Raw genomic sequence first — 14435 nt, forward strand, 5'->3', positions numbered from 1 at the left:
TTCCTGATCAGTTCTGGGCGTTCACGAATCAGTTCTGGGCGTTCACGTAACCGTAGGCCCGGCTGCCGGGGATACCGGCCCAGGTGGCCTTGGTGTAGTACTTGCCGCTGGTGCTGGTGCCCTTGTAGCCACTGCAGCCGTACGCCTGCTTGTAGCTGCGGGAGGTGCCGGCGATCTTCGGGTCGGGGCGGAAGCTCTTGTCCTGGTAGATGTACGCGCTGAACGTCCTGGTGTCGTTCACCGGCACATCGCCACAGGCCTTGGCGTGACCGCTGCTCTTGCCCTTCCAGCGGTCACCGTCCTCCTTGTTCCCCGCGGTGGCTATGGAGAAGGGCAGCCTGCTCCCGCTGATCTCCGCCGCCACCGCACCCACGGCCGGCACGCCGATGGCGATCGCCGTCAGCGTCCCGACCACCGCGAGCTTGCGCTTCCCCGTGTACAACTTGCGCATCAAGATCCTCCAATAAAGCAGGACTTACTTGGTCGTTGATCACGCTATGTGCGGAATCCGTGACTCCGGCGAAGTTCGGCACGGTTGTGCCGGTGATCACATCGGTGCTCGTCATGGGGCCGTCATGGGACGCGGGCTAGGATCCGCAGCATGGCTCTGACCGTGAACGACGTGGACCGGTTCGAGGCCGCGAGGCCCCGGCTCGAAGCCATCGCCTACCGCCTCCTCGGTTCGGCGAGCGACGCCGAGGACGCCGTGCAGGACACCTTCCTGCGCTGGCAGGCCGCGGACGTCGACCACGTCGAGGTCCCCGAGGCCTGGCTGACGAAGGTCCTCACCAACCTGTGCCTCAACCAGCTCACCTCGGCCCGCGCCCGCCGGGAGACCTACGTGGGCCAGTGGCTGCCCGAGCCCCTGCTCGCCGGTGACCCGATGCTCGGCCCCGCCGACACCGCCGAGCAGCGCGAGTCCGTCTCGTACGCGGTCCTCGCCCTGATGGAGCGCCTCTCGCCCAACGAGCGCGTGGTGTACGTGCTGCGTGAGGCCTTCGGCTACTCGCACCGGGAGATCGCGGAGATCCTCGACATCACCGAGTCCGCGGGCCAGCAGATCTTCCACCGCGCCAAGAAGCACGTCGCTGCGGGCAAGGCCCGCACCGAGATCGACGAGGCCACCGCCCAGCGCATCGTCGAGGAGTTCCTCGCGGCGGCCACCAGCGGGCAGACCGAGCCGCTCGTGCGGCTGCTCACGCAGGACGCCATCTCCATCGGCGACGGCGGCGGCAAGGTCCCCGCGCGCGCCAAGGCGTTCGAGGGCGCCGTCGCGGTCGCGCGGTTCATGCGGGGCCTGTTCAGCAAGCCCAGCGAGGCCAAGCGCGCCATCGTCGGCGGCTCGCCCGACGTCTGGGCCACTACGGCGAACGGCGGCCCCGCCCTGGTGGTGGCCGTCGAGGGCCGGGTCGTCGGCGTCATGTGCCTGGAGATCACCGCGGACGGCATCGTCGCGTTCCGCAACCAGGTCAACCCCGACAAGCTCGAACGCGCGACCCAGCAGTGGGCGGCGACGGACCACGGGGAACCCCTGCTCAAGGCGTTCTGACCCCGTCCTGACACCTGCTGACACGCACTGACGCTTATGTGACCTGCTTCACACCGAACACCTGTCAGGAAACGCGGGGCTGCCCGGTTCAAGTGGCGAACCCGCTGAAGAGCTGATGACAGGAGCAGGAAAATGCAGCAGCACCGCATCGTCGTCATCGGAGCCGGATACACCGGAGCCACCGCCGCCGGCCGCCTCGCCAGGCGGTTGCGCCGTGAGGACGTCGCCATCACCCTCGTGAACCCGGAGCCCGACTTCGTCGAGCGCGTCCGGATGCACCAGCTGACGGTCGGCCAGGACCTCCGGCCCCGGCCCTTCAGCGAGATGTTCGCGGACACCGGCGTCGAACTGAGGCTCGCGAAGGTCACCGCCGTGGATGTCGACCGCAAGACCGTCTCCGTCAGCGACGCACAGGGCGCCGCCGAACTCGAGTACGACACCCTCGTGTACGCCGTCGGCAGCGGCTGGAACGCCCAGGGCGTCCCCGGTACCGCCGAGCACGCCCACGAGATCGCGAGCCGCCCCGGAGCACTCAGGCTGCGCGAGCGCCTGGCCGGTCTCGACGCCGGCCAGAGCGTGGTCGTCGTGGGCGGCGGCCTCACCGGTCTGGAGGCGGCGACCGAGATCGCCGAGGCGCGCCCGGACCTCGACGTCGCCCTCGCCGCCCGCGGCGGGCTCGGCGACTGGCTCTCGCCCAAGGGCCGCGAACACGTGCGCAAGGTCTTCGCCGGGCTCGGCATCACCGCGTACGAGCAGGCCGCCGTCACCGGCGTCGAGGCCGACCAGGTCACCACGGCCGACGGAGAGGTCATCCCGGCGGCGGTCACCGTGTGGACCACCGGCTTCGCGGTGCACCCGATCGCGGAGGCCACGGCCCTGGAGGTCAACGACACCGGCCAGATCGTGGTGGACCGGAGCATGCGCTCGGTCTCGCACCCTGACGTGTACGCGATCGGTGACGCGGCCGAGGCGATGGGCCCCGGCGACAAGCCGCTGCGGATGTCGTGCGCCACCGGCACCCCCATGGCCTGGCAGGCCGCCGACGCCATCGCGGCCCGCCTGACCGGCCAGAAGGTCCCGAAGACGCCGATGCGCTACTTCAACCAGTGCATCTCGCTGGGCCGCAAGGAGGGCCTGATCCAGTACGTCACCGCCGACGACCGCTCGGTCAACGCGGCCCTGACGGGACGCCTCGCCGCCCTCTACAAGGAACTGATCTGCAAGGGCGCGGCCTGGGGCGTCGCCAACCCCCTGCTCGGCATGCCGGCCCGCCGCCGCCCCGTGACCCAGCCCCACCCGCACCCGACCACCCCCGCCGAAGCCACGGCGGCCTGACCGGGCAAGGCCCCCGCACCCGGCGGGGGCCACCCCCGGACAACGCGAAAGGCCCCCGGCTGAACCGGGGGCCTTTGACCTGTGTGCACTCGGCAGGATTCGAACCTGCAACCTTCTGATCCGTAGTCAGATGCTCTATCCGTTAAGCTACGAGTGCGTGTTTTTTCTTTTTTCTGCCTTCGCTCCCCGGCCTTTCGGCCCGTTCGCGGCGACAGGAAGAACATTACATGACCGCCGCCGCCATGTGAAATCCGTTAGCCGCACCCCTTGCGACCTGCGGAAACGTTCCTCATGGGGGAGGAAGCGCCGAAGCCCCGGTCCATGCGGACCGGGGCTTCGGATCTTGCAGCGGAGGCGGAGGGATTTGAACCCTCGATGGGATTTAAGTCCCAAACCGCATTAGCAGTGCGGCGCCATAGACCGGACTAGGCGACGCCTCCAGCTTGCACTCCGGCGCAAGCGCGCGGGGTGCGTTGCAGATGATGACACAGCCGGGCGGCGTGTCACCAATCGCGGCTTCCAAGGTACTAGTCGGGCGGCCCGCAGGGCAAAGCGTCTTTTCGTGCCGCAACTCCGTTCCCGTGAGCGGCGCCCGCAACGTCACGGCGTCAACGGCGTTAGACGCGGTAGAGCCCGTACGTGTTCGCGTACCCGGCACCCCGCACCCAGTGGAGCCCCGTCATGCTGCGCCGTCTCGTCCTCACCGCCGCCGCTTCCGTCGCCGCGCTGTCCGTCGCGCCCGTCGTCGCCCACGCCGACATGGGGCCCCTGCCCCTGCCGACGCCGGTGACGGAGTCGACCCCCAACCGGCTCACGGTGGAGGTCACCGACACCGGGAACGGCCGGGACGGGAAGTTCGAGCTGGAATGCCACCCGGCGGGCGGCACGCACCCGCAGGCCGAGGACGCGTGCGCGAAGCTCGACCAGGGCACCTGGGGCACCGACACGTTCGCGCCCACGCCGGCCGACTCGAACTGCACCATGCAGTACGGCGGCCCCGCCACCGCGCACATCACCGGCACGTGGAACGGGCGGCCCGTCGACGCGACGTACAACCGCAGCAACGGATGCGAGATCGCCCGCTGGAACCGGCTCGTCCCGGTGCTGCCCGAGACCGGCGCCTGACACCGGACGGTCCGTTCCGGCCACTTCCTCATCGGTTCCCGGCCACCGCGGAATCCGCCCGGCCGGGACCTCCTCGTGACCAGGCGGTACGGAAGCCACACATCTTCTGCGTGCGACCTCCCTCTCATCCGGCGTCGCGCGCACAACCACTCCCCGTAGACTCCCTCCCGTGACACGCCACGGGCCACGGGGCAAGATGGCCTGGGCGAGTCGGCAAGCAGCAGTAACCAGGGAGGAAGCGTCGTCGTGAGCAGCAGGCCATCCCGAGGCGCTGCTCGCCTCGCAGCCATACTCGACGCGCTCCCGGACGCGCTGGTCCTCGTGAACGCGAACGGGACCGTCGTGAACGCGAACGCGATCGCGCTCGAGGCGTTCGAAACGCCGGGCACCGCCCTCGTGGGGCGCGGGCTCCTCGATCTGTTGCCGGAGTTCGACTCCCGGCTCATTCCCGGATCGATGCGCAGGCCCGAATCCATCGACGAGCGCGGGCGCACCAAACCCACGCGGATGGTCGCGCGCCGCACGGACGGCAGCGAGTTCCCCGTCGAGGTCACCAGCTCGAACCTGGAAGACATTCGGGACGCCTACGACAATTACGGTTACACCGGCGACGAGTTGCTCATGCTCGTCGTACGCGACCTTTCGGGCGCCGTGGACACCGAGGCCGAACTCGCGCGCTCCCAGCGGCAGACCGAGATGATCCTGCGCGCCGCGGCCGAAGGCGTCGTCGGCACGGACACCGACGGACGGGTCGTCCTCGTCAACCCGGCCGCCGCGCAGATACTGGGCTTCCGGGCCAGCGACCTCGGCGGGCAGGAACTGCACCATCTGGTGCTCCACTCGCGCGCCGACGGCGAGCCCTTCCCGTACGAGGAGTCCCCCCTCGCCGACACACTCCGCTCCGGGCGCAAGCACCGGGTGCGCGGGCAGGTGTTGTGGTCCAAGAGCGGCGACCGCGTCGCCGTCGACCTGACGACGGCCCCCGTGCGGGACGGCGATCAGCTCGTCGGCGCGGTCATGACCTTCACCGACCGGCGGCCCTACGACGCGTTGGCCGAGGAGCACGAGGCCGCGCTCGCCGCGCACGCGGAGGAGATGCAGGCCGCGACCGAGCGGCGCACGGAGGAACTGCGGGCCGCCACCGAGCGGCATGCCGCGGAGCTTGCGGCCGCCGCCGAGCAGCGCGCGGAGGAGATCGCCGCCGAGCAGGAGCGGTACGCGGCGCTGGCCGAGCGCGAGAAGGACCGGTTCGAGGAGCTCGCCGAGCGCGAGAAGGCGCGGTACGACGCGCTGGCCGCGCGCCACGAGCAGTTGCTCGCCGTGCTCGGTTCGTCGTTGCGGGGTCCGCTCGACGAGCTGCGGCGCGAGCTTTCGGCTCTCGCGGCGGACGACGCCGGGCAGTTGTGGCCCGAGGCGAATCAGGTTCTTCATCACCTTTCGGCCGGGTACGCGCGCATCACCACGCTTGTCGACAATGTGCTGGGTTTCCAACTGCTCGACTCGGGTGCGGATCAGCTGTCGTGCGTGAAGGTCATGCTCGACGCCGTCGTGGCGAGCGGCGTGGAGGGCGCGGTCGAGCTGATCGGGCCCGGACGCGCGCAGTTCGCGGTGCACGCGCCGCCGATCGAGGTCGAGGTGGACCCGGGGCGGCTCGCCACGGCGCTCGCCCACCTGGTCGCCGACGTGGCGGGCATCGACGCCACGGGCAACGCACGTGCCGGCGCGGCCCCTTCGGCCGTGGCTCCCGGCGGGTACGTGGACTCGACGGTCGTCGTGGCCGCGGCCCAGCGCGGCGAGGTCGTCCGCATCGAGGTACGGGGTCCGTACGCCGGGGGAGACCCGGTGCACGAACCGATCGTCCGGGGCATCGTGCGGGCGCACGGCGGCGTGCTGCAGACGCACGAGGTGCCGGGGATGAGCGGCAACGCGTACGTCCTCGAGGTACCGATCGGTGCGGGGGGCGGGGCTGTTTCCGCGGCCCCCGAAGCGCCGGGCGGCTCTGTCGGCTCTGTCGGCTCTGACAGCTCTATCGGGTCCGTCGGCTCTTCGGTCGTGGTGCCCGCGCAGGCTTCGCCCGCCACGGGCGGCGGGCGGCGACGGGCCCGGCGGGCTGCCGGTCCCTCGGTCGACTCGTTCCTGGAGAGTTCAGTTTCCGACGGAATGTCCGACGGAATGTCCGACGGAGTTTCCAGCGGTGGGACTTCGGGGGGTGCCGTCCCCGAGGGCTCGGCCTCTCCCAGCGGGACCGGGCGGCGTCGGGGACGGCGGGCGGCGGAGGCCGCCAAGGGGCAGGGCACTGCGGAAGGCGCGGCCTCGGCTGAGGTGCCGGTCGCTTCGGAGGCGTCGGCGCCGGGCGGGGGTACGCAGGCTGCCGGCGGTACGGGGCGGCGGCGTGGTCGGCCCAGCGCCGCGGAAGGCCTTGGGAGTTCGGTGACTTCCGTGGGCCCCGTGGGGTCAGCGGGGTCTGCGGGTTCCGTGCACTCCGTGGGCTCCGTCGTGACGGCGGCCGAGCATGCTGCCGGGTCCGCGGCTCTGGGGGAGACGGTGCCTCCGCAGGGCGTGCCGGTTCCCGCGGGCGGGGTGGCTCCCGCCGCTTCCGGGCAGCGGGCTCGACGGAACGACGACCAGTTTGCGTTGCCGCCGGCTCCGCCTTCGGGCGGGGCTTCCGGGAGCGGTGTTTCCGGGAGCGGTGTTTCCGGGCCTGGGACGGCTGTGGCGGTCGCCGGTGACTCGGGCGAGGGCTCGCCCCGTCCGACGGGACGGCGTCGCCGTGCGCTGGCCGCCGCCAAGGAGCGGGCCGCTGCCGAGGAGGCACCCAGCGGGCGCGTCTTCGCGTTGCCGCCGGCCTCCGCGGACCAGGACGACACGGGGCAGCACGAAGCGGCCCTGCACCACCCGGCCGACGACCACACCCCGCCGCAACCGCACCCCGCGGACGCCCCGACGGGCCGCCGCCGGTCACGTCCGGCGCAGGGGCAGGGGCAGGGGCAGGGGCAAGGGTTTGGGCAGGGGCTGGACCAGGGGCAAAGCCGGGGTCAGGGGCTGGAGCAGGGGTCGGCGCCGGCCGCTGGTGCCGCTTCCGCCGCGCCTGGGGCACCCGGGGCGCCTGGGGCACCCGGGGCACCCGGGGCGCCTGTTGCTCCCGCCGCGTCCACGGCCGCCGGTCCTGCCGGAAGCGCGCAGGGTACGCCGCCCGCCGGTGTTCCCTCGCAGCCCACGACGTACGCCGAAGGCACTCCGGCGCGGGGCGTCCACACGCCCGGCAGGGGTGTCGCACTCCCGCCCGAGCGCGGGACCCAGGGCGGCAGGGCCGCGCAGCCGCTGCCTGCCGAAGCCGCGCCCGGCGACCCCAACTCGACGCAGGGGCGCGCGATCAGCGTGCGCACGCTCGGGCAGGGCGTGCCCTTCGGCCAGCAGATCGCGGAACAGCAGCAGCGCCGTCTCGGGCTGCAGGGCGGGCGGGGGCAGGCTCCAGCAGCTTCGGGTGCCGCGGGTGCCGCGGGTGCTCCCAATACTCCGGGGGCTCCGGCAGCTCCGGGTACTCCGGGAACTCCGGGAACTCCGGGAACTCCGGGTACTCCGGGAACTCCGGGTACTCCGGGTACTCCGGGAACTCCGGGAACTCCGGGAACTCCGGCGACAGCACCGCAGCCCCCGCAGGCTCCCCCGGCCCAGCAGCCCCCACAGGCACCGCAGGCACCACACGCCCAGCAGACGCAGGCACCACAGGCCCCGCAGCCCCCCACCGCCGGGCCGCTCCCGGAGCAGGCGCCCGCGCAGCCCGCGGCTCCGGGGCAGACGCAGTCCCACACCCTCGGCGGAACCGGAACCCAGGGCGGGTCCCTCGGCGGCTCGCAGGGCGGCTCGCTCGGCGGCTCCGTGGGAGGTTCCGGGCGCCGGCGCAGGCTGTCCACTCCCCCCGCCCCCGCGGCCGATGACCGCCCCGAGGCCGCGGCTCGCCCGCACCCCCAGGCGCAGGCCCACCCGCAGTCCCGTATCGCGTCCTCCAGCGAGGGCACAGGACGGGCGTACGCGATCGGCGCACCGGACGAGGACGCCGACGAGGGCCCGGAGCCGCTGGACGGCCCCGGCGGCGCGGTCGAGGTCGCCAACCGGCCCCAGCCGCAGCCCATGGACGACGAACTGCCGCCCGAGCCGCTGGACAACCCGCGCCGCCTGCTCGTCTGGCCCGCGCCCGACGTCACCACCCAGCAGGCGCTGAGCGACCGCGGCTACCGTCCCGTCATCGTGAACTCCCGCGAGGAGGTCGACGCCCAGATCGCGGCGTTCCCCGCGGCCCTGTTCGTGGACCCGCTGACCGGCCCGATCACGCGTACGGCCCTGCAGTCGCTGCGCACCGCCGCCGTGGCCGCCGAGGTCCCCGTACTCGTCACGGCGGGACTCGGCCAGGCGACACGCGAGGCGGCGTACGGCGCCGACCCCGCCGTACTCCTGAAGGCCCTCGCGCCCCGCGACAGCGAGCAGCACCCGCCGCGCGTCCTGCTCATCGAGGAGCACGAGGAGATCGCGCTCGCCCTGACCGCGACGCTGGAACGGCGTGGCATGCAGGTCGCGCGGGCCGAGAGCGACGCGGACGCGGTGACGCTCGCGGCGCAGATGCGGCCGAACCTGGTGGTGATGGACCTGATGCAGGTGCGTCGCCGCAGGGCCGGGATCATCGACTGGCTGCGCGCGAACGGCCAGTTGAACCGCACCCCCCTCGTCGTCTACACCGCCGCGGTCGACGAGACGGAACTGCCGCGGCTCGCGGCGGGGGAGACGGTGCTGTTCCTCGCGGAGCGGTCGACGAGCACCGAGGTGCAGGGCCGCATCGTGGACCTGCTCGCGAAGATCGGCACGAACTAGCCCTCCGGACATGCGCGTTGCGCCGCTCCCCCGCGGGGGAGCGGCGCAACGCGTCTGCCGTCAGAGCTTGGTGACGTCCAGTTCCCCGGCCGCGTACTGCCTGCGCAGCACCTTCTTGTCGAACTTGCCGACGCTCGTCTTGGGCACGGCCGGCACGATCGCCCAGCGCTCGGGCAGCTGCCACTTGGCGATGGTGCCCGCGAGGAAGTCGCGCAGGGCGGCGTATTCGAGGCTCGCGCCTTCCTTCAACACGACCGTGGCGAGCGGGCGTTCGCCCCACTTGTCGTCGGGGACGGCGACGACGGCCGCCTCCGCGACGTCCGGGTGGGCCATGATCGCGTTCTCCAGTTCGACGCTGGAGATCCATTCGCCGCCCGACTTGATGACGTCCTTCGCGCGGTCGGTGAGCGTCAGGAAGCCGTCGGAGCTGATCACGCCTACGTCGCCGGTCTTGAGCCAGCCGTCCGCGCTGAACTTGTCCTCGGGCTTGAGCTCCTCGCCGCCCGCGCCGCCGTAGTACGCGCCCGCGATCCACGGCCCGCGCACCTCGAGCTCGCCCGCGGACTCGCCGTCCCACGGCAGGTACTCGCCGCCGGGGCCGACCAGGCGCGCCTCGACGCCGGTGGGGAAGCGGCCCTGGGTGAGGCGGTAGGCGAACTCGTCGTCGGTGCCGAGGGCCTTGGCCGGCGGACGGGCGACCGTGCCCAGCGGGGAGGTCTCCGTCATGCCCCAGGCGTGGCAGACGCGCATGCCCAGCTTGTCGAAGGCCTCCATCAGCGAGGGCGGGCAGGCCGAACCGCCGATGGTGACCTGGCCGAGGGAGCTGACGTCACGCGGCTTCGCGGAGAGTTCGGCGAGCAGGCCCTGCCAGATGGTGGGGACGGCGGCCGCGTGCGTGGGCCGCTCGGTCTCGATCATCTCGGCGAGCGGGGCGGGCTGCAGGAAGCGGTCCGGCATCAGCATGTTCACGCCGGTCATCAGCGTCGCGTGCGGCAGGCCCCAGGCGTTGACGTGGAACTGCGGGACGACGACGAGGCTCGTGTCCGCGTCCGTCAGGCCCATGGACTCGCTCATGTTGACCTGCATGGAGTGCAGGTAGATGGAACGGTGCGAGTAGACGACGCCCTTGGGGTCGCCGGTGGTACCGGAGGTGTAGCACATGGCGGCGGCCGTACGTTCGTCAAGCTCGGGCCAGTCGTACGTCGTGGGCTTGGCGGCGATCAGGTCCTCGTACTCGTGCACCTGCGCCTGGATTCCCGCCAGCGGCGAACGGTCGCCGGGGCCAGAGACCACCAGGTGCTCGACGGTCGGCAGCTGCGGGAGGAGGGGCGCGAGCAGCGGGATGAGGGAGCCGTTGACGATGATGACGCGGTCGGCCGCGTGGTTCACGATCCAGGTCAACTGGTCGGCGGGCAGCCGGAGATTGAGGGTGTGCAGCACGGCGCCCATACAGGGGACCGCGAAGTAGGCCTCGACGTGTTCCGCGTTGTTCCACATGAAGGTGGCGACACGTTCGTCGCCGTCGACCCCGAGGTCCTCGCGCAGCGCGTGCGCCAGCTGGGCCGACCGTTCACCGATCTCGCGGAAGCTGCGACGCTGCGGGGTGGACTCACCGGTCCACGTGGTGACCTGCGACGACCCGTGCACGGTCGTCCCGTGCCGGAGGATGCGGGTGACGGTCAGTGGTACGTCCTGCATCGTGCTCAGCACGGCGTCCTCCCGATGGGCGCGCGGCATTCATCCGGGGCGACTCCCGGATGACCTACCTGGCAGTAGGGCTCGCCAGATTCTTGCCGCATACCGCACGGTATGTCACTAGGTCGGAAGAAGAAAGGTCCGCCAGCGGGACGGGAGCGGGGTGGGAGCGGAGCGGGAGCGGGGTGGAAGTAGGCCGGCGGTGGGGCGGGAGTAGGCCGGCAGCGGGGCAGAAGCAGGTGAGCAGCAGGCCGACGATAGGGCGGGAGCGAGCCGCGGCCGCCAGCAGGGCAGCAGCGGGGCGGGAGCGGGTCGGCGGTGGGGCGGGAGTGGACCGGCAGCGGGGCAGAAGCAGGTGAGCAGCAGGCCGGCCATAGGGCGGGAGCGAGCCGCGGCCGCCAGCAGGGCAGCGGGGCGGGAGCGGGTCGGCGGTGGGCGGGAGCGAGCCGCGGCCGCCAGCAGGGCAGCGGGGCGGGAGCGGGTCGGCGGTGGGCGGGAGCGAGCCGCGTCCGCCAGCAGGGCAGCAGCAGGCCGGCGGTAGGGCAGCAGCAGGCCGGCGGAGCTGCGGCGGTCATCGGACCGGCGTGAGCTCCGGGTCCTCGCGCAACTTGCCGAGCGCACGCGAAACCGCGCTCTTGACGGTGCCGATGGACACCCCGAGCACCTCGGCGGTCTGGGCTTCGCTCAGATCCTCGTAGTACCGCAGGACGACCATCGCCCGCTGCCGCGCGGGCAGCTTCATGATCGCGCGCCACATCGCGTCCCTGAGCACCTGCTGCTCTGCCGGGTCCGCGACGGGCGCCACCTCGGGCTCGGGCAGCTCCTCACACGCGAACTCGTCGACCTTGCGCTTGCGCCACTGCGAGGTCCGGGTGTTCAGGAGGGCCCGGCGCACATAGCCGTCGAGCGCCCGGTGGTCCTCGATCCGGTCCCACGCGACATAGGTCTTGGTGAGGGCGGTCTGCAGCAGATCCTCGGCATCGCAGGGATTCGCGGTCAGCGAGCGCGCGGTGCGCAGCAACACGGGCTGACGTGCCCGGACGTACGACGCGAACGACGGATACGCCGAAGGACTCGCCGTCCGCGTCGCGGCCTTCGATGCGCTGGTGCACACGGGCACCATGGATACGGTCATGGCTCCACGCTAGAAGCGCCCCCTACTTCTGCGGATCGGCCGCAGGTCCCTAAGCAGTGTCCGCCTCAGGTTGTACGCGGGGTGGTAGCCCCACCTCCTGAAGGTGGAGGAGGCGGAGCACACCCCTGAGGGTTCACCCCTGAGAGGGCCGCGCTCACGGCCCGCCCGGGGACTAGCCGACGCGGGCCACCGGCGCGTGCACGAGATTCCGGTCGATCTTGAGCGTGCGCCCGCCGTGCCGCTCCTTCACGTTGCCCGCGTACTGGTGAATGCGCCGCTCAGGGTGCCACGCGGTACGCCGCAGCACCGGCTCGCGGTACAGGTGCGGCCGCTTGTGCCAGCGTGCGAACCACATCACCGACGGCAGATCCCGCACCCCAGCCCGCCGCGCCATCTCCATGTGCCGTACGCCGGAACCCGCACTGCTGTAGAAGCCGGGAACGTACCCGAACCTGCGCACCTCGCGGTTCCAGGCCCGCACGAACGCCAGGGTGCCGTGCGCGCACGCCTTCTGCCGGTAGGTGTACGACTCCATGTCCAGGTAGAGCGGGCTCAGCCGCCGCATCCCGAGTGTCCTCGCCTTTCGTACCGCGTCACGCCCTTCCTGTGTCCCCTGCCGCACGGGGTACCTCCCCATTCGTACGTTCTTCTTGTGCTTCGCCGTGACGCAGGGCGACTGCGAACCGACGTACACCGGCAGCACCTTCCACCCCTGCCCCCGCACCGTGCGCATCCAGTTGCGGGTGAGGTTCGGCTGGCGCTTGCAGGCCCGGCCTCGGCCCGCGTAGTAGATGCCGACCGCCCCGTAGTTGGAGGCCTTCCAGCGGCGCATCGTGTCGGCGGACGGAGCGAGGCAGGTGTCGAAGGCCCGGCCACGGAAGGTCGACACCGCGGCCGGCCACCCTGCCGAGGCAGCCGGGCCAGCCTGGGCGGCCGGGGCAGCCGGGGCGCCTGAGGCAGCTGGGGTGCCTGAGGCAGCCGGGGCGGCCGGTGCGGGGAGGGCGGCGGCGAGGGTCGTGGAGAGGGTTACGGAGAGGACAAGTCCCATCATCAGCTTTCGGCAGCTCATACGCCGAGTGAAGGGCCCAGAGCCTCCGCCGTGCCCGGGACACGCGCCGCGTTCAGCCGTCCGCCGCCAGAATCAACCCTGATGTAGGGACGCCGGTGCCCGCGGTGACCAGCGTGCGCGCCGCGCCCGGTATCTGGTTCACGGACGTGCCGCGCACCTGCCGGACCGCCTCCGCTATGCCGTTCATACCGTGTAGATACGCCTCCCCCAGCTGCCCTCCGTGCGTATTGATCGGCAGCGTCTCCCCGGCCACGAAGTCCGCCGCCTCGCCCGGCCCGCAGAAACCGAACTCCTCCAGCTGCATCAGCACGAACGGGGTGAAGTGGTCGTAGAGAATGCCCACGTCGATGTCGCCGGGCGCGAGCCCGGAGCTGCGCCACAACTGCCGTGCCACCACGCTCATTTCCGGCAGCCCGCTCAGGTCGTCGCGGTAGAAACTGGTCATCTGCTCCTGCGCCCGGCCCGCCCCCTGGGCCGCCGCCGTGATCACCGCCGGTGGCTTCGGCAGATCGCGGGCCCGCTCCACGCTCGTCACGACGATCGCCTGCCCGCCGTCGGTCTCCTGGCAGCAGTCCAGGAGCCTGAGCGGCTCGACGATCCAGCGCGACGCGGCGTGCTCGGCGAGCGTGATCGGCTTCCCGTGGAAATACGCCGCCGGGTTGGTCGCCGCGTACTTCCGGTCGGTGACCGCCACATGGCCGAAGGCATCGGGGGTGAGGCCGTAGGCGTGCAGATAGCGCTGGGCCGCCATCGCCACCCAGGAGGCCGGGGTCAGCAACCCGAACGGCAGGGACCAGCCGAGCGCCGCCCCCTCCGCCGACGGCTCCCGGTGCTGCACGCCCGAACCGAAGCGACGGCCCGAGCGCTCGTTGAACGCGCGGTAACAGACGACGACTTCGGCCACCCCGGTCGCCACCGCCAGCGCCGCCTGCTGCACGGTCGCACAGGCGGCACCACCGCCGTAGTGGACGCGCGAGAAGAACGACAGCTCCCCGATACCGGCCGCCTGCGCGACGGTGATCTCCGGGTTCGTGTCCATGGTGAACGTGACCATGCCGTCGACGTCGGCGGGTCTCAGCCCGGCGTCGTCGAGCGCGAGGCCCACCGCCTCCACGGCGAGCCTGAGCTCACTGCGCCCCGAATCCTTGGAGAACTCGGTGGCCCCTATCCCGACCACTGCGGCCTGCCCGCCGAGGAGGTCGCGCGTACGTACGCTCATGCCGCGCCCCCTGCCGAGGGCCCGCCCGGCGCCCCGCCTCGTACCCCGCCCGGCACGGTGACGGTGACCGTGCCGGTGACGTGCTTGCCCATGCCGTTGGCACCGACCACCCTCACCGTGGCCGTGTCGCCGTCGACCTGCTCCACGGACCCGCTCAGCACCATCGTGTCCCCGGGGTAGTTGGGCGCTCCGAGCCGGATCGCCATCTTGCGGAGGATCGCCCCCGAACCGAAGTGGTCGGTGATGTACCGACCCACCAGGCCGTTCGTGGTCAGGATGTTCATGAAGATGTCGGGGGATCCCTTCTCCTGCGCCGCCACGGCGTCGTGGTGAACGTCCTGGTAGTCCCGCGACGCGATCGCACCGGAGACGATCAGCGTCCGGGTGACCGGGATGGTCAGCTCCGGCAGCTCGTCCCCGACCCGCATGACGTCTCCTCCAC

Annotated in this window: 10 protein-coding genes and 2 tRNA genes; 4 read left to right on the forward strand and 8 right to left on the reverse strand. The window is 71.8% G+C overall.

From position 1 onward, the window contains the following. Positions 1–28 precede the first annotated feature (28 nt). Positions 29–451, reverse strand: a complete 423-nt coding sequence (locus tag ACWD02_RS37080; RefSeq protein ID WP_451219443.1) for a hypothetical protein — start codon at positions 449–451, stop codon at positions 29–31. Positions 452–601: 150 nt separating this feature from the next. Between ACWD02_RS37080 and sigJ the strand changes: the two genes are divergently transcribed. Continuing rightward, positions 602–1549: an RNA polymerase sigma factor SigJ gene (sigJ, locus tag ACWD02_RS37085; RefSeq protein ID WP_451219446.1), complete on the forward strand. Its 948-nt coding sequence runs from the start codon at positions 602–604 to the stop codon at positions 1547–1549. A gap of 132 nt (positions 1550–1681) precedes the next feature. Next, on the forward strand, positions 1682–2884 hold the full coding sequence (locus ACWD02_RS37090) for an NAD(P)/FAD-dependent oxidoreductase (protein ID WP_451219449.1): 1203 nt from the start codon (positions 1682–1684) through the stop codon (positions 2882–2884). An 84-nt stretch (positions 2885–2968) separates the two neighbouring features. Here the strand turns inward: ACWD02_RS37090 and ACWD02_RS37095 are convergent. Together ACWD02_RS37095 and ACWD02_RS37100 are read right to left on the reverse strand one after the other, a co-directional pair. Further along, positions 2969–3041, reverse strand: a tRNA-Arg gene (locus ACWD02_RS37095). Between the two features lie 192 nt (positions 3042–3233). Continuing rightward, positions 3234–3324 (reverse strand) — tRNA-Ser (locus ACWD02_RS37100). A gap of 199 nt (positions 3325–3523) precedes the next feature. On the opposite strand from ACWD02_RS37100, the gene ACWD02_RS37105 reads away from it, so the two are divergent. Together ACWD02_RS37105 and ACWD02_RS37110 are read left to right on the forward strand one after the other, a co-directional pair. Further along, entirely contained in the window at positions 3524–4009 is a 486-nt protein-coding gene (locus ACWD02_RS37105; RefSeq protein ID WP_451219452.1) for an SSI family serine proteinase inhibitor, read from the forward strand. 246 nt (positions 4010–4255) lie between these two features. After that, a complete protein-coding gene (locus tag ACWD02_RS37110) occupies positions 4256–8875 on the forward strand; it encodes a PAS domain-containing protein (RefSeq protein WP_451219455.1) in 4620 nt (1539 codons plus the stop codon). Between the two features lie 60 nt (positions 8876–8935). Here the strand turns inward: ACWD02_RS37110 and ACWD02_RS37115 are convergent, their stop codons facing one another. The 5 genes from ACWD02_RS37115 to ACWD02_RS37135 form a co-directional block, all read right to left on the reverse strand. Continuing rightward, positions 8936–10585, reverse strand: coding sequence for a long-chain fatty acid--CoA ligase (locus tag ACWD02_RS37115; RefSeq protein ID WP_451219458.1), 1650 nt, complete (start codon positions 10583–10585; stop codon positions 8936–8938). Positions 10586–11141: 556 nt separating this feature from the next. Further along, the gene (locus tag ACWD02_RS37120; RefSeq protein ID WP_451219461.1) at positions 11142–11705 is read right to left on the reverse strand and encodes a SigE family RNA polymerase sigma factor; all 564 of its coding nucleotides are present in this window, start codon (positions 11703–11705) and stop codon (positions 11142–11144) included. 172 nt (positions 11706–11877) lie between these two features. After that, on the reverse strand, positions 11878–12594 hold the full coding sequence (locus tag ACWD02_RS37125) for a DUF1906 domain-containing protein (protein ID WP_451219464.1): 717 nt from the start codon (positions 12592–12594) through the stop codon (positions 11878–11880). Positions 12595–12826: 232 nt separating this feature from the next. Further along, positions 12827–13993 (reverse strand): lipid-transfer protein, encoded by a 1167-nt coding sequence (locus tag ACWD02_RS37130; RefSeq protein ID WP_451219467.1) that lies wholly within the window; start codon positions 13991–13993, stop codon positions 12827–12829. Continuing rightward, positions 13990–14421, reverse strand: a complete 432-nt coding sequence (locus ACWD02_RS37135) for a MaoC family dehydratase (RefSeq protein ID WP_451219470.1) — start codon at positions 14419–14421, stop codon at positions 13990–13992. The genes ACWD02_RS37130 and ACWD02_RS37135 overlap by 4 nt, the downstream gene beginning before the upstream one ends. Between the last annotated feature and the right edge of the window lie 14 nt (positions 14422–14435).

The organism is Streptomyces sp. NPDC002853 (assembly GCF_053591915.1).